The sequence below is a fragment of the bacterium genome (genome assembly GCA_020444325.1).
Taxonomy (GTDB): Bacteria; Bacteroidota; Ignavibacteria; order SZUA-365; family SZUA-365; genus BM516.
The window spans coordinates 86860-107450 of record JAHLLD010000013.1 but is presented as its reverse complement, the minus strand read 5'-3'; the positions used below and the strand labels follow the sequence as shown (position 1 = coordinate 107450).

The 20591-nt window shown below is 58.1% G+C and carries 19 protein-coding genes; 16 read left to right on the top strand and 3 right to left on the bottom strand.

Features of this window, described 5'->3' with window-relative positions; all coding sequences use genetic code 11:
* The first annotated feature begins 24 nt into the window (after nt 1–24).
* The 3 genes from KQI65_15350 to rsgA all read left to right on the top strand — a co-directional run bounded on the left by KQI65_15350 (nt 25) and on the right by rsgA (nt 4563).
* Nucleotides 25–1998 (top strand): VWA domain-containing protein, encoded by a 1974-nt coding sequence (locus KQI65_15350; protein MCB2206117.1) that lies wholly within the window; start codon nt 25–27, stop codon nt 1996–1998.
* Nucleotides 1999–2112: 114 nt separating this feature from the next.
* Nucleotides 2113–3453 carry an alpha/beta hydrolase gene (locus KQI65_15345; GenBank protein MCB2206116.1) on the top strand — a complete coding sequence of 447 codons (1341 nt, stop codon included), beginning with the start codon at nt 2113–2115 and terminating at the stop codon, nt 3451–3453.
* Between the two features lie 6 nt (nt 3454–3459).
* Complete coding sequence (gene rsgA, locus KQI65_15340) at nt 3460–4563, top strand: ribosome small subunit-dependent GTPase A (GenBank protein MCB2206115.1); 1104 nt, start codon at nt 3460–3462, stop codon at nt 4561–4563.
* Nucleotides 4564–4603: 40 nt separating this feature from the next.
* On the opposite strand, the gene KQI65_15335 is transcribed toward rsgA, so the two are convergent.
* From KQI65_15335 to maf, 3 genes are read right to left on the bottom strand one after another with little or no spacing between them, the layout of a single operon-like run.
* Entirely contained in the window at nt 4604–6589 is a 1986-nt protein-coding gene (locus tag KQI65_15335; protein MCB2206114.1) for a hypothetical protein, read from the bottom strand.
* 32 nt (nt 6590–6621) lie between these two features.
* Nucleotides 6622–7593, bottom strand: coding sequence for a flippase-like domain-containing protein (locus KQI65_15330; protein MCB2206113.1), 972 nt, complete (start codon nt 7591–7593; stop codon nt 6622–6624).
* Complete coding sequence (gene maf, locus KQI65_15325; GenBank protein ID MCB2206112.1) at nt 7574–8182, bottom strand: septum formation protein Maf; 609 nt, start codon at nt 8180–8182, stop codon at nt 7574–7576. The genes KQI65_15330 and maf overlap by 20 nt, the downstream gene beginning before the upstream one ends.
* Nucleotides 8183–8372: 190 nt before the next feature.
* On the opposite strand from maf, the gene KQI65_15320 reads away from it, so the two are divergent.
* The 13 genes from KQI65_15320 (at nt 8373) to pyrE (ending at nt 20586) form a co-directional block, all read left to right on the top strand.
* Complete coding sequence (locus tag KQI65_15320) at nt 8373–8972, top strand: tetratricopeptide repeat protein (GenBank protein MCB2206111.1); 600 nt, start codon at nt 8373–8375, stop codon at nt 8970–8972.
* 15 nt (nt 8973–8987) lie between these two features.
* Nucleotides 8988–10016, top strand: a complete 1029-nt coding sequence (locus KQI65_15315) for a glycosyltransferase family 9 protein (GenBank protein MCB2206110.1) — start codon at nt 8988–8990, stop codon at nt 10014–10016.
* Nucleotides 10017–10123: 107 nt separating this feature from the next.
* On the top strand, nt 10124–10963 hold the full coding sequence (locus KQI65_15310; protein ID MCB2206109.1) for a DUF3108 domain-containing protein: 840 nt from the start codon (nt 10124–10126) through the stop codon (nt 10961–10963).
* A gap of 211 nt (nt 10964–11174) precedes the next feature.
* Entirely contained in the window at nt 11175–12143 is a 969-nt protein-coding gene (locus KQI65_15305) for a hypothetical protein (GenBank protein ID MCB2206108.1), read from the top strand.
* Nucleotides 12136–13194: a CPBP family intramembrane metalloprotease gene (locus tag KQI65_15300; GenBank protein ID MCB2206107.1), complete on the top strand. Its 1059-nt coding sequence runs from the start codon at nt 12136–12138 to the stop codon at nt 13192–13194. Before KQI65_15305 ends, KQI65_15300 begins: the two co-directional genes overlap by 8 nt.
* A gap of 13 nt (nt 13195–13207) precedes the next feature.
* Complete coding sequence (locus KQI65_15295; protein MCB2206106.1) at nt 13208–13783, top strand: DUF2007 domain-containing protein; 576 nt, start codon at nt 13208–13210, stop codon at nt 13781–13783.
* On the top strand, nt 13780–14712 hold the full coding sequence (locus KQI65_15290; GenBank protein ID MCB2206105.1) for a phosphatidate cytidylyltransferase: 933 nt from the start codon (nt 13780–13782) through the stop codon (nt 14710–14712). The genes KQI65_15295 and KQI65_15290 overlap by 4 nt, the downstream gene beginning before the upstream one ends.
* 33 nt (nt 14713–14745) lie before the next feature.
* Nucleotides 14746–16377, top strand: a complete 1632-nt coding sequence (locus KQI65_15285; GenBank protein MCB2206104.1) for a CTP synthase — start codon at nt 14746–14748, stop codon at nt 16375–16377.
* A 60-nt stretch (nt 16378–16437) separates the two neighbouring features.
* Nucleotides 16438–17409 carry a T9SS type A sorting domain-containing protein gene (locus KQI65_15280; GenBank protein ID MCB2206103.1) on the top strand — a complete coding sequence of 324 codons (972 nt, stop codon included), beginning with the start codon at nt 16438–16440 and terminating at the stop codon, nt 17407–17409.
* The gene (gene dnaG, locus KQI65_15275; GenBank protein MCB2206102.1) at nt 17406–19274 is read left to right on the top strand and encodes a DNA primase; all 1869 of its coding nucleotides are present in this window, start codon (nt 17406–17408) and stop codon (nt 19272–19274) included. The genes KQI65_15280 and dnaG overlap by 4 nt, the downstream gene beginning before the upstream one ends.
* Nucleotides 19275–19353: 79 nt before the next feature.
* Entirely contained in the window at nt 19354–19638 is a 285-nt protein-coding gene (locus KQI65_15270; protein ID MCB2206101.1) for a 4a-hydroxytetrahydrobiopterin dehydratase, read from the top strand.
* A complete protein-coding gene (locus tag KQI65_15265) occupies nt 19635–19952 on the top strand; it encodes a hypothetical protein (GenBank protein MCB2206100.1) in 318 nt (105 codons plus the stop codon). Before KQI65_15270 ends, KQI65_15265 begins: the two co-directional genes overlap by 4 nt.
* Before the next feature lie 52 nt (nt 19953–20004).
* A complete protein-coding gene (gene pyrE, locus KQI65_15260) occupies nt 20005–20586 on the top strand; it encodes an orotate phosphoribosyltransferase (GenBank protein ID MCB2206099.1) in 582 nt (193 codons plus the stop codon).
* Nucleotides 20587–20591 lie beyond the last annotated feature (5 nt).

Sequence of the window (20591 nt, the reverse complement as noted above, 5' to 3'; positions counted from 1 at the left end):
TCCTCCATCTTTGTAGTTTCCGGCATGCGCGCTTCTCTGACAGTACTGTTGCTCTGTGTGGTCGTGGCAGGCGCCGCGGCTCAGAACAGCCTGGAAATACGTGGCCTCGATGTTTCCGCGTATCCTGCCATCACGCTTTCCCTGCGCGTCACTGCGGGTGGACGAGCGGTGTATCCACCGGAGGAAGCGCGTATCGTGCTGCGTGAGGACGGGAGTCTGCTGCCGGTGCGCCTGGACTGTCCCCCCGTACCCGTGGAAACCCCCTCCATCGCCCTGGGCATCGAACGCAGCCTCGATGCGAATTTTCCGCCTGCCATTCAGATTGCGAAATCCTTTCTCGCGCGTATGCGCTTTACCGATCAGGAAGCAGAAGCTTCCCTCTGGGCGTTCGCCACCGGCATCGATCATGAACGTGATATGACGCGTGACAGCGCGTCCCTGCAGCGGGCGGTTGACGGACTCAGCGTCGCACAGTGGCCCTTCAACGGTACGGCATTGTATGAATGCATGCACAATGCCATCGAAGACGCCGTGGGGCAGGGCAGCGGAAGCCGGCGCGCGGTGGTGTTCGTGACGGACGGATACAACAACACCAGCTGGTACGGCAGGACGCTGGAACAGGTGCGCGGACGCGCAGCGGTTGACAACGTCCCCATATACGTGCTCCTGCTGCGTAACAGGGAAGAAGGCGTGCAGGCCATGGAGACACTGACCAGGGCGACGGGTGGTTTCATGCTTGAACATGACGTGCCCGGTGCTGTCGATTCCATATACAACGACATCCTGCGGCCTGATACCATGCGCCTCTGGTGCACGCTGTCTGCGACGGGACGCAGCTGCGCGAACGGCAAAACCCGGCAATTCGAGATTGGCTATATCCTTGCCAGCGGTGACACGCTCTGGCAGCGTCAGGAGGTTACGCTGCCATACCGCGAAGGAGATCTTCTGCCGCTCAACGTCTGGTTCTCGCCCGCGGAGCCATGGGATGACGATACGGTGACAACGGTGGCAATGGGTGTTGAGTTGCGTGAAGGATTGCAGCCCGGGGATTTCACCCTCAGCATTCCACTCAGCGGCATGCGTGCCATGCAGCTGGAAGCCCTGCAATGGGTGACCGGTTTCTCGCAGACAGGGGGAGCGCTCGAAGTGTCGGTGCAGCCCCCGGCGAGCGGATTGCAGGACGGATATTATCTCCTTGCCCGCTTTCAGCTTCATTATGCTGCGGGTGAGCAGCCTCGGCTGGCGGGCACGATTTCCCGTTCCGCGAACGGCTGCCTGCGATATGCAGAAAGTGCATATTCCGCATCGGGTGTCATGCAGCTCGATACCGTGCGCATCGACCGCGGTGGAGAGGGCTGGCTCCATTTGCATGTTTTGCCGCTTGATGTGCCGGAAAAGCTGCAGCGCATCACCCTGACGGCCGAAATTTCGGCTGATCAGGCCGTATTTGTGCCCCCATTTGATGCCACGGCGCTGCGATTGCCGCCGGGATGGCGCGTTGCGCGCGCAAATATGCAGAAAGTGCATAATGCGGAACAGCTGCAGCTTGAGCTGCAGGGATATGCAGATTCTGCATATTTCCCTGTACAGCTGCCGCTTCGCGTGTTTCCCGATGCGGGATACCGCATCCCCGTGAGACTGCTGGACGATGCCAGGATCAATGCCGCAGTGGAAATCCGAACAGGGGATGGCATGATTGTCGTACGCGATTCCTGCTACAACAATGTCGTCGTTCTGAGCGGTGTGTTTCTCTCCGCTCCATGGCCTCAGCCGGCGAAGGGCATCGTGTCGCTCACCGCGGAGAGCCTCGAGGCGAAGGAAGTCACACTGCAGCTGCGCGATGCGTTGGGACGCACCAGGCTCTCAGAGACGTATTCGCTGCAGCGCGGTGAGAACGTGCTGCAACTGAGGCTGGACGCACTTCCTGCCGGGAGCTATATGCTCGCATGTCCCGAAGCGGGTGTGCGCGGGAGTTTCCCGTTGATCATCATTCCCTGATGCCATTTCATGAAGATCTGCGGACTCTTTCCCTGCACGCCGTCACACTGTATCTTTCTGCACAAGCAGCGCCGCGCACGAGCGGCGACGATGTCACACCAGTACCGGTCAATAATGACACACCGATTTTTTTTCATATGTATTCTGACGGCAACCATGTTGCCCGCCGCTTCGCTGCTGCATGCGCAGTCTGCTGAGCAGCAGCACACCGCGGAGGTCTTCCTCGACGCCCTGATCAATCGCCAGTGGGAAAAGGTCGAGGCGCTCGAACATGAAACGCTGCGTGAGAAAATCACCGTCGAGAAATGGGGTGAGCTGCTCGACCGCCTGCAGGCCTCAGCCGGGAAGATTCTCCGCCACCGGCAGAACACTGCCGTGCCGAATGGCAGCTACGCAAATGTCGTCCGGCGGCTGTACCTGGAAAAAGACAGTATTGATGTGCGCATGGTGGTGGATTCCAGCAACCTGATCGGCGGATTCTGGCTGAATCCGATTCGCCGGCAATACAGTTTTCCCATCCCTCCGTATGCCGACACGACGTCCTTCACCGAGGTGGATGTAAATGTGGGAAAAGAGTATCCCCTGCCTGGCGTGGTGAGTGTACCGAAAGGTGATGGACCGTTCCCAGGCGTCGTGCTCGTGCATGGTTCCGGTCCCAACGATAAGGACGAGACAATCGCGGGAAACAAGATGTTCCGTGACCTGGCCTGGGGTCTCGCGAGCCGGGGTGTGATGGTGCTGCGCTATGTCAAGCGCACGCGGCAGTACGCGCGGGAGCTGAACCCGCTGAAAATCACCGTGCAGGAAGAAACCATCGATGATGCCATCCTGGCACTCGAACTGCTGCGCGACCGCCCGGAATGCGACACCACGCATCTTATCCTTCTCGGACACAGCCTCGGCGCGAGCCTGAGCCCGGAAATCGCCGCGCACATGCCATCGGTTGACGGCGTTATCATGCTGGCACCCACCGCGCGTCCCCTCGAAGTTGTGATTGCCGATCAGCTTCGCTTCATCGCCTCACAGCAGGACACGCTCTCGCCCACCGAGAAAATCAAACTGGACAATGCGATCAAGAAGAGCAGGGAAATCCAGGAAGAGACACTGATGGAAAGCAAGATGCTGCTGCACATGCCGGCATCGTATTTTTATGACCTGCACAAGCGTGATCAGAAAGCCTTTGCCCGGCAGCTTCAGGTCCCGATGTTCATCGCGCGCGGGAGCAAGGATTATCAATCCTCACAGATGGAGATGGTGCTCTGGAAGCAATGGCTGGAGGGGAAAGACAATGTCACCTTCCGCACGTACCCTGACGCCTACCATATTTTCATCCGTACCGATGCCAGGCCGGGGCCATGGAATTATGAGCAGGAAGGGCATGTTATGCCCGAACTCATCGAGGACCTGAGCACCTGGTGCAAGTCGCTTGGTGCGCCGGAGGATCAGGATGAATAGGCGGCAATGAGCGACGAGCAGAAAAAGCGGAAGAAGGTGCACCGCCAGGTGCACAAGCGCAAAGACATTGCAAAGCAATGGCGCAAAGGGACCGGCCGTTGGTCGTATGACGGGGAAGGGGAAAATGACGACGATCAGCTCGACCGCAAACGATCTGCACCACGGCAATTCCATCTCGTATCCCAGGAAGAAGAGCGCGACGCCCTGGTGCTGCAGACCGGGGGGACCCATGCCGTACTGCTGGACGGGGATGAAGAATTGCGCGCGCGTCCCCGCCGCTCCACCACGACGGAAAATCCCGATACGACACTGCTTGCCATCGGTGACCGTGTGCGCTACCTGTCCAGCGGCGACGATGAAGCCGTGATCACCCATGTGTATGAGCGCGAGTCGTACCTGCTGCGTTCGTCGATACGCGATGCGGAATACGCACAGGTGTTGGTCGCCAACATCGATCAAATCATCGTCACCGCGGCGGCGACGGATGAACTGCTGCGTCCCGGACTCATTGACCGCTACCTGGTCGCGGCAGCGATGGGCGGGGTACATGCGCTGATCTGCATCAATAAAATCGATCTTGCCGATGAAGACGGTATGGACTTTATCAACGAACTGCAGTCCATGTACCATGACGCAGGATATGATGTCGTGCTCACCAGTTGTGTAACTGATGAGGGACTCGACGCGTTGCGCGCGGAAGTGAAAGGAAAGCTTTCCGCATTCTCAGGGCACAGCGGGGTGGGGAAGACCAGTTTGCTCAATGCCCTGATTCCTGAAGTCGATGAGAAGATCAGCGAACTGAGCGATCAGAGTCAGCGCGGTATGCATACGACGACGCGCAGCACACTCTTCCCGCTGCCTCAAGGGGGGTGGATCGCCGATACACCGGGGATACGGGAATTCGGGCTGTTCCAGTTCGACGCGACCGATCTGCATACGTACTTCCCGGAATTCCTGCAGTATGCCGACGAATGCCGTTTCCCCTCCTGTTCGCATACGCATGAGCCCGACTGTGGTGTCAAGGCCGCAGTGGAACGTGAAGACATCCATCCCCTCCGGTATCGAAACTACCTCCAGATTCTCGAAAGCGAAGAAGAACGCGACAGCTGAACACGGTCCGTTTCCCCGGTTGCACTGAAGCATGGACGCCTCATGGTCCGTATTCCCAGTCGAGCTGCAGCGAGAGTATCCCCAGGCGGTCTCCCTCTACGGCGTCGCGCCCGCTGCCGATCTTCTGAACTCCCTCACGGACAAGCAGTGCATAGCGTGCCCCGATAGTGATGCGTGGTGCGACGGCAACGTCGACAAGCAGATAGCTGCGGAACCCGTCACCATCGCAGGCAATGCTGCGCATGAGACCGCGGACGTCGTATTCAAAACGGTACAGCCGCGATTCCCAGTCGCCGCTGTGAAACGCGCAGCAGCTTGCCGTAAGCTTTACACTTTCTGTGGCCTGCCAGCGCAGATCCACACCTGCCATGTAGCCTTCGGAGGACGGCAGCCAGCTGTCCCAGGAAACATGATGATAATCGGCCCGCAGACGCAGCAGCCAGTTCTCCGCACTGCGGTGGTCGAGCTGAAGACGCAGCGTCGTGCTATTGCGGGACGTCAGACTGCGCGTGTCGCGTCCGAGCGCATCGGTCGCGGCCACTTCCCGGTCTTTCCGTTCGCTGCGAACACGGAGAGCGGCCTCGGTGCGCGTGAAGGGACGCCAGCTGAGACCAAATGATGCTTCACTGCCCGAAGCGGGGAGATCGAGCAGGGCTGTTCTGTTGGGGTAGTGGAAAATGTCGACCCAGATGTCGGCACGCAGCCGGGGATACGGTCGGAGGCGGAGACCACAGTACAGTCCTTCCTCGTTCTGCGTATTGCCGCTGCGTTCACCGAAGGCGTTTCCCTGCAGACTGACAAAGCCTGCGTCATAGCGCCGATACAGTAACGCAAGACGCGCATGCGCATGCGGCTGCAGTTCCGTGCCTGCGACGAAGGCGGCAGCGTGCGTATGTGCAAGGGCCGCTTCACCGTAGATGGTTGCCGAAGCTCCCGACCATCGCAGGTTCAGTCCGCCTGTCCATGCCCGGTCGCCTTCGAAGGAGAAAGGACTCGACGCAAGCGAGGCGACGGAATAGCGTGCGGCCAGCATGGAGGTACCGCATTGCAATCCGGGAGCGATGTCGCTGAGCAGCAGGTGCATCCCGGCGAGCTGCTCATGGACACGGGATCTGCGCTGCTGCTCACTCTCCGTCCGATGCAGTCCATCTTCACCGAAACTCCCCGCGGTCCCACTTTCTTCGTCGATGGTTGCGTCCCGCGACGTGCTCGAGAACAGCAGAACCAGGTCAGCCGGAGCGAGATTCAGCTGCAGTCCGACACCCCGCGAGCCCCCGCCTTCACTCGAACTCACCCGCGCGCGCAGCAGGGAGGGACGGCGCGCCACGCCGGTGGCCTGCGACGATTTGGACATGGCGAACGACTGCCAGAATACCAGTCCCTGTCCCGCAGTCACCGCTGCGTCTCCGAGTACGAGTTTGCGCAGCACGCCGATGTTTTCCACGCTGAGATACCCGGCATAGTGATCGGTGAGCATGCGCTCACCGGGATCTTTCTCCAGCAGTACGGCCGCATGCACATTTCTGCCGACGGACATCCTGAAACGCTGCAGGAGACGGGCGCGTGATCCGGTATAGCTGCCGTCAAGGTATCCCTGGCGCGGGAGATCTTCCTGCTGGAACCGGCTGCGCAATCCCATATGCATTTCCATTGCTTCATCGCAGCGCAATCTCGCGCATGCGCGAAGCAGGGTGAACTGCGCGGGCTGACCTGAGAAGACACGACGCAGCGCCTCCCACGATGGGACACTGTCATTCATGATTGTGATGATAGCAGCCGCGTCGCTTTCATCGAGGAAAGGCAGGGCGGCCAGGTCGTGCCGTGTGGCAGAGGCAAGGCAGAGCGGCTGCTCCTGCAATGCGGTGAGGTCGTCAAGTATCTGCTCGAGATCGTCCTCCTGCTCGGGATCAATGAATGCTTCGAGCAGGGTTGGGTCAATGGTATGCTGCTGCGCCGAAGCTGCGGCACAACAGCAGATGGCGAACAGGAATGGTAGTCCTGTCCGCAATAGAATAGCGGTACGCATGATGCAATCTCCCTAATTGCGTAATGTGGTTGTCAGCTCTCTATGTTTTCGAGATCGATCTCGTCGAGGTTGACATGCAGGCGATGCTGGAACGCGAAAGTGACGATGATGCCCAGCAGCACGGCGAACCACAGCGTGGCGCTGCGGATGATAAATGTAGAAGCGACAGCGACATCAGGCGTGGCGCCTGCAAGCTGCGCGAGTCCGGTCAAACTGCCCTCAGTGGTTCCGAGTCCCCCCGGCAGCATGCTCACCGCGCCGACGACGGTGGAAAATGCATAGATGAACGTGGCCTTGAGCACGGTCGGCGGCGCATCGAAGACATGCAGTACGATGTAGTACCCGAAGCATTCGAAGAACCAGGACACCACGCTGAGAAGGATGGTGACCAGGAGGGGACGGGGACGCAGCATGACATACATACTTTCGTAGGCGCTTTCCGCATGTTCAATGAAGCGACTGAAGAAGGGGAGACGGCCGAACAGTGCGATCATTTTGAGAGAGCCGCGCCTCCACGCAAGCAGGGCGGTGACCAGTGCGAAAAAGACTGCAAAGGCGATAACGGCCACGCGACTGATGTCAAAGACATAGGCGCCGATGATAAGCAGGAGGATGAGTCCGATAAAATCCGTGAGGCGTTCGGCAATCACAATCGGGGCGGATACACGCACCGGGGTGCCGTTCACCTGCTTGAGCAGGTAGGATTTCAGCACTTCGCCGAATTTCCCGGGTGTCACCGCCATGGTAAACGCCGTGAAAAATATGATGATGTTTTCCGAACGTTTCGGTCGCACATTGAGCGTGGCGGTGTAATAATCCCATTTCCAGTAGCGGAACACGTAGTTGATAAACGTGCAGCAGAGGATCAGCGGCGCCCAGGCCCAGTTGAACTCCGCAAATGCTGCGAGCAGATCATCAAAATCCGCGTAAATGGTCAGTGCGATCCAGACGAGCGCACCAAAGGCGAGTGAGAAAAATATTTTCTTACGCCAGCGTGCACCCATTGATCTCGGGTCCCTGCTTGGTGAATGTTCGGTAACTGCAGTAAAAGCTGCACAGGGGCAGCCCCACTACATTATAGTAATCCCCGACAATTTTGCGAACGAAGACGGCGCCGAAATCGTCCTGTATTCCATACGCTCCCGCTTTGTCCATCGGCGAGCCCGATTGCACGTATGAGGAGATCTCCTCTTCAGCGAGCTGGCGGAACCAGACTTCCGTCCGTTCGAAGCGGGTGAGCGTGCGCTGCGTCGCAGCGTCCACGAGTGCGTAGCCCGTGAACACCTCATGCCGGGCGTTGCTGAGTCGCTGCAGCATCTGTACCGCTTCGTCGGGAGAAGCGGGCTTCTCGATGATTTCCCCGTCAAGAACGACGATGGTATCAGCGCCGACAACCACACCTTCGTCCAGTGTGGACGCCACATCCCGCGCCTTGCGTTCTGAAAGGATGGTGACGTGGTCGGCCGGCGACACGGTTTCATCGAGAATCTCATCCACGCTGCTGGGGAGACAGGTGAATTCCAGGCCGATCTGTCGCAGCAGGGCACTCCTGCGCGGAGAACGGGAAGCGAGAATGAGCGGGGATTGCGGCACGGATTTTGAAATAATTACTGAAACGGGGTATCCCAATATCGCAAGTCCGGGCGACTTGGCGAAATGGACGAAAAGGCGGGGAACGGGATCGCGGGCGTCCCGCGCCTCCGCTTCTCCCGCTTTTTTCGTATCATTACGTTCTGATAATGCATGTTTACATGCTCTTACGCAAGACAAGAAGGAAGTACATATGAACGCATCAAAACTTTATATGATCATCGGTGTGGCGCTGGTGGCCATTATTGTCATCGTATTGCTGCTGCCGGATGAAAATGAAGCGCCGCAGCAGCAGCCGCCGGCGGCAGGAGAAATGCCTCCTGGACACCCTGACGTACCAAATATGGGGGGCGATGAAAATCCGGGCGCCGGGAATGTCCGCGGCGATTTCATGGCCGAATTCAAGAGACTCGGTGATAAAATCGAAGCGCAGGATGCCAGCGATACCAGCGACGTGCTCGTGTACGCACGCATGCTGCTTGACGCCCATCAGGCAAAAAACGCCCTGCCGCTTTTCGAACGCTACATCAAGGCTGCACCGAAGAATACTGCCGCCATGCTCGACCTTTCGGTGGCGTATTTTGAGACCAAGCAGGAAGACAAAGCCGAGAATATTACACGCCGTGTGCTGAAACTCGAACCGGAGAACACCACGGCCATGTATAACCTCGGTGCCCTCGCTGCTGTGGCCGACAACAAGGAGGAAGCACGCGCAATCTGGGAAGAGCTGATTGCGAAGTATCCGGATTCGCAGGACGCCATGCGTGCAAAGGAAATGATGAAGCAGCTCTGATCCCGGTGCGGAACGGTGGCGCATTACTGCATATTCCGCACTGATCGCATTGGCGATCTCATGCTGACGCTTCCCATGGCGGAAGCGCTCCGACGGCATGACGCCGCTGCCCGCATCACCTTCGTTGTGCAGGAGTACACGAGCAGCCTTGTTGCGCTCTGTCCCTTCGTCGACGACGTCATCAGCATTCCCGCTCGTGATCTGACAGGCGGCATCCAGACGTTTGCGCGTACCCTGCGTGCACAGCGTTTCGATGCCGCCTTTTTTGCCTATCCGCGTCCCAGGCTCGCCTTTGCAGCCCGCCTGGCCGGTATTCCCATTCGCGCGGGCATCGCTTACCGCTGGTACTCTTTCCTCTTTACGCATCGCAGGAAGGAACACCGGCACCCATCCCTGCTGCATGAGAGAGATTACAATCTGCGTCTGCTCCGCAATGCGGGGATAGAAGCGGGGGAAGCATTACTTCCGCAGCTCCTCATTCCTGACGCCCTGCGTGAGGAAGCGCGCCATGAACTCGCGTCAGCAGGGATTGAAGAGGGACAACGTTTCGTCGTGCTGCACCCCGGGAGCGGAGGTTCGGCGAAAGACTGGCCGCCGGAGCGATTCGCGGAACTGGCACAAATGCTGGGCAAAGACGAGGATCTCATTTCCATCGTTACCGGCACCCCCTCAGAACGCAAGCTGCAGGAACGTGTCGTTGCGCAGTCCGCGGGATATGCACGACCCATCTCCTCATCACTCAGTCTGGTACAGCTCGCGGCGGTACTCTCCGGTGCGGCGCTCTGCGTTGCGAATTCCACCGGCCCCCTGCATCTTGCCGCCGCTGTGGGCACCCCGGTGTTGGGACTCTACCCTTTCGAACGTGTCTGTCATCCCCGCCGCTGGGGTCCCCTCGGACACCATGTTCGCGTCCTCACCCCACCCCTGGCGGAAGACTGTACCGACTGTGCGTCATCTTCCTGCCCGCAGCATGACGACATGCTGCGCATCGAAGCCAGTGACGCCGCCGAGGCTGCACAGGATCTGCTCGCGGGTCAGGGATAGGAGTTCGTCGCGGCGCATCGCGATTGGTCTTGTCTCGCAGCGGGGAATTCGGCACTATACATGAACAGGTCAACAATCGGGAACCACGACAGACAGGAGGCGGTATAATGGGCAGCCCAAGGAGGATTATCATGAAACTGCTCGTCTATACATCGCTTATCATGCTGCAGCTCACGCTCGCCTTTCCCACGCTTATGGCACAGAAAACGGGAAACAGCAGCGCCGAGCCGCCGCGATTCAGGGAAATCGACCAGTCTGCCTTCACGGTTGGCGAGGAACTCATATTCGATGTGAATTATGGCTTCGTCACTGCGGGACAAGCGCGCATGGCCATTCCACGTTATTCGTGGCAGAAAGGCCGGAAATGCTACCATGTCCAGTTCCTTGTCAAATCCACCTCGTTTTTCGACGCCCTGTACCAGGTGCGTGACCGCTATGAATCCCATATCGATGCGGAGGGCCTGTTCCCATGGAAATTTATCCAGCGGATACGCGAAGGCGGCTACAAGCGTGATTTCAGCGCCCGTTTCGATCACGAAAAGGAAATTGCGTATACAAGCGAAGGGAAGTATCCCGTGCCGGCCTTTACGCAGGATGTGCTTTCCGCATTCTACTACATGCGTACCTATGATTACAGTCGCATGCGCAAGGGTCAGAAGGTAGAGCTGAAGAATTTCTACAAGGACAGCACCTACACACTCACCGTGGTTTATCACGGCAAGGAAACGGTGGAGGTGGAGGCGGGAACGTTCCGTACCATCGTCCTCGAACCGGTGATGGAAGAAGGTGGACTGTTCAAGGCATCGGGGCGCATCCTCGTCTGGATGACCGATGATGAAAGAAAAATCCCCGTGCAGGTCGATGCGGAAATCCCCATCGGATCCATTACTTCCGAACTTACCGAGTACAAGGGGATTCGGGGGCCGATCAAGGCCCGTATCAACTGACGCGGCAAACGAACTTTTCCCCGGCGCGCCCTCACCCTTCGCGGAGACGGCGCGCCTTCTTTTTGTACCTCGCGTGGGCGTGTCAGCCTGGCGATCTTCGCGATTCAGCCGTGACATGCCGGAAGAAAGACTTTTTTCGTACTTTGTGCTGTCGAACCCACGGACTCCCGGGTCCTTCGGGACCGTCTCCTCACACCTACATGAGTAGTACATGTTTCCCCAGTTGAATTTCGACGACATACGGACGCAGTCCGTCAAGCTGCGCAGCAACAAGGTGAACCTGCAGGATTGCGCAAAGCCGTTCGACGGAACAGATGATTTCGGCGTATTTCTCGCCTCCCTGCCGAATATTCTCAAAGCCCGCGAGCTGCGCGCATTCGCCGACGTCGTGGGTGTGGCGCATGCCGCCGGACAGCCCTGTATTCTCATGATGGGTGCGCATGTCATCAAGGTGGGACTCGCTCCGCTGGTGATCGATCTGATGGAACGTGGGGTGGTGACGCATGTGGCGCTCAACAGTGCCGGTGCCATTCACGATTCCGAATCCGCCCTGTTCGGGGTGACGTCCGAAGACGTCGCAACGAATTTGCAGGACGGCAGCTTCGGGATGTGGAAGGAGACAGGAGATTTCATCAACGGCAGCCTCGCGGCCGCACGCGATGCGCATGACTGCGGTTTCGGGGAAGCCATCGGACGCGCACTTATCGACACTGCGCCGGACTACCTGTCGTACAGTATCCTTGCCGCCGGCGTACGGCTCGGCGTGCCCGTCAGCGTCCATGCCGCCATTGGCACTGACATCGTTCATCAGCAGCCGAGCATGGACGGTGCGGTCACCGGGGAAATGAGTTTCAGGGATTTTCGTGTGCTCGCGCATTCAGTAAAGGATCTTCGTGAACGCAGCGTAGTCATGAACGTCGGTTCCGCCGTGATCCTGCCCGAAGTGTTCCTCAAGGCACTGACCATCGTGCGCAATCTCGGGCATGACGCCCGCGGATTCAGTGCTGCGAATTTCGATATGATACAGCATTACCGTCCCAACATGAACGTCGTCACGCGTCCCACGCTCGGAGCGGGACGCGGGTACGTGTTCACCGGCCATCATGAACTGATGATTCCGTTGCTGGCGGCGATGGTGCGCAGACACATTACCGGCGCCGCGGGAGAGGGCCATGACTGAGCACGAGCCGCAGGAAAGAGAAGATCCGGTGCAGGATCAGGAGCATGCCGTGCAGGATCAGGAGCATGCCGCGCAGGAGCAGGGCGATGGTGCGTTGAATGACCGCAGTTCTCTCCAGGGCCCGGGCGGGGTGATGCAGACCGGAATGCCTGGCGGAATCGCAGTCTCTTCAGGCATGCATCCCGTGTTCTTCGGTTTTCTTGTTCTCATCATTGTATTCGTTTCCTATCAGCTTCTGGGTGGGATCATCAGTTTTCTTCTGTTCGGACTCGGCAGTGAAGAGAATGTGCAGGGAATGCGTCTCGTGACCATGTTCTCGCAGTTTCTTTTCCTCCTTGTACCGTCGGTGCTTCTCTTGAAGTTGATGCGGTGGGACTGGAGACAGGCGCTTCGGCTGAACATGCCGCGTATTGGTCCTTTGCTGCTGGTCGTCGTCGGCGTCGTCTCACTGCAGTTCGTCGTGCAGGCGTACATGGAAGCGCAGCAGTTCGTCCTGCGCAATTACCTGCTGCCAGAGAGTATGCTGACGCTGCTCGACAAGTTTGAAAACCTCATCGAAGAGCTGTACGGCACGCTGCTGGGTATGCATTCTCCGGGTGAAGCGCTGTTTGTATGGCTGGTAATCGCCGTGACTCCGGCGATTTGCGAGGAAGTGCTGTTCCGCGGCACTGTCCTCTGGTCGTTTGAAAAAGGTATGCGATTGCGCTGGGCCTTCTTGCTCAATGGCGCAATTTTTTCGATGTTTCATTTGAATCCGATCACCTTTGTGCCGCTCGCACTGCTTGGGACGTATTTCGCCGTGATAACCTGGCGCGGTTCGTCTCTTGTCTACGCGATGACCGGACATGTGGTGAATAATTCTATCGCGGTGCTGGCGTTGTATCTGTTCGATGCGGACAGTCTGCTGCCGGCGGAAACTGCGGGGAACACGCCCTCCGCCGCCATGCTTGCGGTCACGGGCGTCATTGCGCTCGCCGTGTTCATTGCGAGCCTTGTACTGTTCTGGCAGCTTACAGCCCATCGCGACCGGGAGTACCCCCGGCCATCCTAACCATGGAGGTCTTATGCCTTACTGTCCGCAATGCCACGTAGAATATCAGCCCGGGATCAAGGAATGTATCGATTGCAGAATCCCGCTGGTTGAAGGCACCCCGAAGTTCTGTCCCAACTGCAAGGAATTCGTGCGGGACGAAGATACCTTCTGCGACAACTGTGGAGTTCTTCAGTCAGATCTTCCGAGTGATGACACCCCGGAATGTGAAAACCATCCCGACCGCCGTGCCGTCGGCGGCTGTGTGATCTGCGGGAAACCGGTCTGTGAAGAGTGCAGTACCCGCCACAACGGACGCATTTTCTGTGAGAACGACGATCACCTCAACCTGCATCAGGGATTCGTGGTCGCCTACCGCACGTCCACCGACTACGAGGCCGAGATGATCAAGGCCAATCTCGAGGGCGCGGGTATCAATGCGATGATCTTCAACCAGCATGATCACGTGTATTTCACCAACATGGGCGCACTTGCGCTGGTCAACGTTATGGTGCCGCGCGCGCAGATCGACGAAGCCCGCGATGTGATTACCGCGCTGATGAGCGAGGAAGGGCTCTCGTCGGACGACGAGGATGAGGACAACGGGTGAGTAATACCGGCACGCGGGTCATAGTCGCGGTCATCGCGATTCCGGGCATTCTTCTGCTTGCCTGGCTCGGCGGCTACGCGTGGGCACTGTTCATCGCAGCTGTGATGGTCGTTGCCCTGCAGGAATTCGCGGCCATGGCGCGTGCAAAGGGCACCGCGCCGCAGACCGCGGCCATGATACTCGCCGGACTCGCGCTGCTGCTGGTATTTCTCCATGAACGGCTCAGTGCCGACATCCCCGCACTGCTCGGTGGCGGAATACCCTGGCCCCTGCAATGGCAGGCGTTCATCTGGATTCTGCTTCTTTTCATGCCGGCAGTGCTGCTCATCGAGCTGTTCCGCAACCGTGAGGGGCCGCTGCTCAACGTGGCGGCTACCGTTCTGGGTGCCGTGTATATCGGACTGTTTCTCGGCAGTGCCGTTGGCATGCGTGAAATTTTCAGTGTGCTGGAATTTCATGTCGGTCCGATCTTCGGGACAGCTGACCTCACTGCTGCCCAGATGTCGCAGCTCGACAGCTGGGGCGGATATACCGTGATTTCCGTCCTCGCCTCCATCTGGCTCTGCGATACTGCCGCCTATTTCGGCGGACGCGCCATGGGCAGGCACAAGCTTTTCCCACGCGTCAGTCCCAACAAAACCTGGGAAGGCGCCATCTGGGGATTCGTCGCCGCCCTGGCGGGTATGCTGATCGCACAGCAATGGCTGCTCGGGTATTTGCAGGTCGGCGAAGCCCTGGTCATCGGCGCAATCGTAGGCATAATCGGTCAGCTGGGCGATCTCGTCGAATCGCTGCTCAAACGCGACGCCGGCGTGAAGGATTCGTCCACCCTGCTGCCAGGACATGGCGGCGTGTTCGACCGTTTCGACAGCTTCATTTTTGTTTCACCCGCCGTATTTCTCTACCTTGATTTCGTAGTATTTGCGTGATACGGCGCGTTACGTAACCACTCTCACACCCCCATGAAACAGACCAAATACGTATTCATCACCGGCGGCGTTGTTTCCTCCCTCGGAAAGGGCATCGCGGCCTCCTCTCTCGGCATGCTGCTGCAGAGCCGCGGGCTCAACGTCACCATTCAGAAATTCGATCCCTACATCAACGTGGATCCCGGGACGATGAGTCCCTACCAGCACGGCGAGGTGTATGTTACCGAGGATGGCGCGGAAACCGATCTCGATCTCGGTCACTATGAGCGTTTTCTCAACCGTGACATGTCGAAAGACAACAACACCACGACCGGACAGATTTACAACCACGTGATCACCAAGGAACGCCGCGGCGATTATCTCGGCGCTACCGTGCAGGTGATTCCCCATATCACCGATGAGATCAAGCGGCGTTTTGCGCGGCTGGCCAAGGGGGATGAATATGACGTGATCATCACGGAAATCGGTGGCACGGTGGGTGACATCGAGAGCCTTCCTTTCCTCGAAGCCATGCGTCAGTTCGTCATGAACGTCGGGAAGAAAAACGCCATCATCGTGCATCTCACGCTGGTGCCCTACATCCCGTCCGCCGGCGAGCTGAAGACCAAGCCGACGCAGCACTCTGTCAAAATGCTGCTCGAGCTGGGAATTCAGCCCGACATCCTGCTCTGCCGTTCCGACCGTCCCCTGCCGCAGTCCATCAAGGAAAAAATCGGTCTGTTCTGCAATGTGAAACCGGAGCTGGTCATCGAGGCGCTGGACGTCAAGACTATCTACGAGGTGCCCGTCGAATACAGCAAGCAGGAATTCGACAGGAAGGTCACCAATCTGCTGCACATGCGTCCCAAGGATGCGGAAATCGATCGCTGGACCAAGATTCTGCGCCGGCTCAAGGAACCCAAGCACGAAATCGAAATCGGACTCTGCGGGAAGTACGCCGAGTATCATGATGCGTACAAGAGTATCATCGAAGCCTTCGCGCACGCAGGTGCGGAAAACAACGCACGGGTCAAGCTCGACTGGATTCATTCCGAGGATATCGAGACAAACGGGGCGGCGAAATATCTCAAGCATCTCGATGGATTGCTGGTGGCTCCCGGCTTCGGCGAACGCGGGATCGAAGGGAAAATCAAAGCCGTACAGTACGTGCGGGAAAACAACATCCCGTTCTTTGGCATTTGTCTCGGACTGCAGTGCGCCGTGATTGAATATGCGCGCAACGTCTGCGGCATCAAGGATGCCAACAGTGCGGAGTTCGTAGAAACGGAATCGAATGTCATCGACCTGATGCTCGAACAGAAAAGCATTCAGACCATGGGCGGTACCATGCGTCTCGGTGGCTTTCCCTGCGTACTCAAGCGCGGCACCCGCGCCTACGATGCGTACGGCAGGAAAAACATCAGTGAGCGCCACCGTCACCGCTACGAGGTCAACAACGCCTTCATTGCGCAGCTGGAAGAGAAGGGCCTGGTGTTCTCCGGCACCTCTCCCGACGAGTCGCTCATGGAAATGATCGAACTTCCGGATCACCCGTGGTTCGTCGCTTCGCAGTTCCATCCCGAGCTTCGCTCGCGCCTTGTCGAACCGCACCCACTGTTCCGTGATTTCGTAAAGGCCTCGATCGAGTACCATCTCAAGCGCACCGGCGATAAAGCGGACAGCTGACACCGAAACAGAAAATTATTATCTTTCACGCACGCGATCATCAGAATTGCAGGAGCGTCCATGAAGTACTTCGCCACCTTCGTCCTTCTCGTCTGTCTGTGGAGCACTGCGTCCGCACAGTCGGATACGCTGCAGTATGACGGACTCAACGACATTTATAATGGACAGCTTGTCGCGGTGACCCGTTTCCCGGGTGAGCTCGATGTGGTGTTCAACGCACGCTTTACGCCGGCCGAAAAATGCACGCTGCATACGGTGCTCGTCGGTTTCAGCCTCGTGAAATTTCAGCCGCTGACCGGCAATGACACGCTGTTCCTCTACGTATACGAGAACGGGACGGTGCCCCCGCATCTGACGAACATTGTGAAAACGTACAAGGTCGATCTCGGCGACGCCGGTTTCCCGAGTCCCAATATCCGTTTTGAAAATCCGCTGGAAGCGGGCGCGCGCGATGTCCTCGCCGTACAGCTCGACCCTCCCGTGATATTCTCCCCCCGCAGGGACTTCATTGTCGGAATCAAGGTCAAGTCCAATCAGCGCTATGCCATCGGGGAGGGCACCTGGAATGGATTCAGCGTGCTGCTGCATCCGAACGTCACGGAATACGAGCGCTATCGCCGCTACAGTATCACCGTGGATACTGCCACCTCGCAGAACAGTCTGGCGACGGAGGGAGCATCGGCGGGACTCTTCATTCGTCCCATTGTCACGTACGATCCCGACCTGCCGCCCGTGGAGGTCGTTGATGCCGAGCTGCTTCCGGCCCCAATGAACGCGACGCTCGAGACGAACTACCCGAATCCGTTCAATCCCACTACCACGCTGAGCTATACGCTCGGTGATGCGCAGCATGTGCGCCTGTCGGTGCATGACGCACTCGGACGCTGTGTCGCCGTGCTCGAGGAGGGCGTACGCGACGCCGGCCGGCATCGCGTCGTGTTCGATGCACAGGAACTGCCTGCCGGACTCTACACGGCACGCTTCCTGGTCAACGGCAGCACGCAATCGCGGAAGATGCTTCTGATGAAATGAGAATTCCCGAAGAAAAGGTTGAAGAAGTACGCGCGGCCGCTGATATCGTCGATGTTGTCAGCGGCTTCGTGCGTCTGAGGAAAGCGGGCCGCAACTACACAGGTCTCTGTCCCTTTCACAGGGAAAAAACGCCTTCATTCAACGTCAATCCCGAGCGCGCAATATTCAAATGCTTCGGCTGCGGGAAGGGCGGGAATGTCTTCACTTTTCTGATGGAAATGGAACAGCTTTCGTTCGTCGATGCCGTCGAGGCCCTGGCCGAGCGCTACAACATTTCCATCAATCGCGAAGGGGGTCCTTCAAAGGAAACCCGCGATCAGATCGAGTCCATGTATGAAGCGAATCGTCTCGCGGCGCGCTTCTTTTACGATACCCTGCAGGGCGAGAAGGGTGAGGTGGGAAGGAAGTATTACGAGGGACGCGCATGGAGCCAGGAGACACAGCGGACCTTCGGACTCGGATTTGCGCCGCAGGGCTGGCACCATTTTCTCGAGCATGCACGTGCGCAGGGAATGGACGATGACATTCTTGAGGCGACGGGACTGATCATCCGCAAGGACGGCGGGAAAACCTATGACCGTTTCAGGAACCGCGTGGTCTTTCCGATTATCAGCGTGTCGCGCAAGGTGCTGGGGTTCGGCGCCCGCGCGCTCGAAGCCGACGACCATCCGAAATACCTGAACTCGCCGGAATCGGCCGTCTACAACAAGAGCCGTGTCCTGTACGGACTCTCACAGTCGCACCGCGCGATTCGTGATCTCGATGCCGTGGTGCTCGTTGAGGGCTATGCCGACGTCCTTTCCCTCTACCAGGCCGGCGTTGAGAACGTGGTCTCTACCAGCGGCACCGCGCTGACACCGGACCAGGTGCACATGCTCTCGCGCTATACGCGGAATTTCTATTTCCTGTATGACGCGGATTCGGCCGGACTCAACGCCATGCTGCGAGGGATCGATACGATACTGGATGAGGATTGCGACGCCCGCATCGTCCAGCTGCCGGTTGGGGAAGACCCGGATTCCTATGTCCGGCGTCACGGCGCGGAGGGTATTCGCGCACATCTCGACAATGCGGTTTCCTTCGTCGACTTCATCACGGATCGTTTTCGTGAGGAAGGAAAACTCGAGACGCCGGAGGGTAAAACGCAGGTGATCAGGCGCATCGTCGATCTCGTCGCGCGCATGGACGATCCGATCCGCCGCGAGTTTTACGTGCATCACATTGCGGAGAAATACGGCATTTATGAATCCGTTCTCTACAGGGAGCTGGCGAAAGAGCTCCGTGGCAAGGAACGCAAGCCGGCCCGGGAGCTGCCGACGGAAGTGCTGCCACCCGAACCCGAGGGGGACGCCGATGGTGCCGCCATTCCACGGGAAGAGAAGACGTTCTGTGAACTGCTGCTGCAGGCTCCGCCGGAGCTGCAGTCGGAAGTATTGCAGTTCATTCGCATCGGGCATTTCCGTGATGCGCGTATCCGCCAGTTCCTGCACGTCCTTTTCGAGCAACAGGAACATGAAGGACATATCAAGACAGACGATCTCTGGCGCTACGTGGAAGAAAACGTACCGATGCACAATCTGCTGGCTGACATGTTGATGGAAAAAAACAGACTGGTCAGCGAATGGAGTCGAAAGCAGACGGTAACGCCGACGGATTATCGTCGCGTGATGCTGGATGCATATAAACGAGTCTTGCGGCGCATGGTGGAGAGTGAACACGAAAAAAAACAGCAGGAATTGCGAGCGGACGACTCGAATCTCGAGGTTGCGCGCCAGGTGAATGAACTGCAAAAACTGCTCAGAGTTCAGTGGGACAGTATAGGGAGTTTTGAAGATCTCCCGGAGCTGGAGGACGATGAGTTCTGACCGTATTGTCGATGCAACCATCATCGGCTCTCTCGTGTTGACTTGAAACAACCGCATGTTTCATATTGACGGAGATATAATGTCTGCACTCGCACAGCAGGAAGTACATACGCGCCTTGAAAAGATGTCCGGCTGGTCGCTCAGCGACGGTCAGATCACCCGCACGTATGACGCAGCGTCGTTTCACCGTGCCATCGGATTCGTAGCGCAAATCGCCATCCTGGCCGAAAAGGCAGACCATCACCCGGACATCGATATCCGTTACAACAAGGTGGTCATCAGTCTTTCGACGCACAGTGAAAACGGGATCACAGACAAAGATTTTTCGCTTGCTGAACAGATAGACGAGGCATTCACGCAATGAATCCCGCAGAACGGCTGGAAAAACTGGAGCAGCTTCTCGACGCGGATCCCGCGGACAGTTTCACGCGCTACGCCCTGGCGCTCGAGCATATCAGTCGCAGGGACACGGACCGCGGCATTGCGCTGCTGCGTGAAACCATTGACCGGGACCCGTCTTACATCGCCGCGTACCATATGCTCGGACAGCAGCTGGCGCAGCTGGGAGACGAGGAAGAAGCTGGCAACGTGCTGCGCAACGGTATAGAAGTTGCACGCGCAGCGGGCGAGACACATGCCGCCTCGGAAATGCAGGACGAACTCGACGATCTGGGCTGAGCTGCGCAAGCGGACAGCGTCCCCGAAACACATCAATTCCAACGGAGTACCCATGCCCAAGTCACAGGAAGAAATTCTCGGAATGTTCAAGGAATCCGGCGCCTTTCTCGAAGGCCACTTTGTCCTGACATCCGGATTGCACAGTCCGCATTACGTGGAGAAGTTCCGCGTACTCGAGCATCCGGGGCTCACGGCGCAGCTCTGCGAAGGATTTGCCGAAATGTATGCGGAGGACAAACCGAATGTGGTGCTCGGGCCGGCCACCGGCGGCATCATTCTCGCCCATGAAACTGCCAAGCAGCTCGGCGTGCGCGCCATGTTTACCGAACGCGTGGATGGCAGCATGGTGCTGCGTCGCGGTTTTGCGCTCGGACCCGAAGATCGCGTTCTTCTCGTTGAAGATGTGGTGACCACAGGCGGCAGCGTCTTCGAAGTCATCGACGCGGTCAAGCAGACCGGGGCGCAGATCATCGGGCTCGCGTACCTGGTTGACCGCAGTGGTGGCAAGGTGGATTTCGGCGTTCCGGCGAAAGCGCTGCTCACGCTTGATGTGGTGGTGCATCAGCCCGACGACTGTCCCCTCTGTCGTGAAGGACTCCCCGTCACGAAACCCGGCAGGTCCGGAAAAAAATAGCCTGT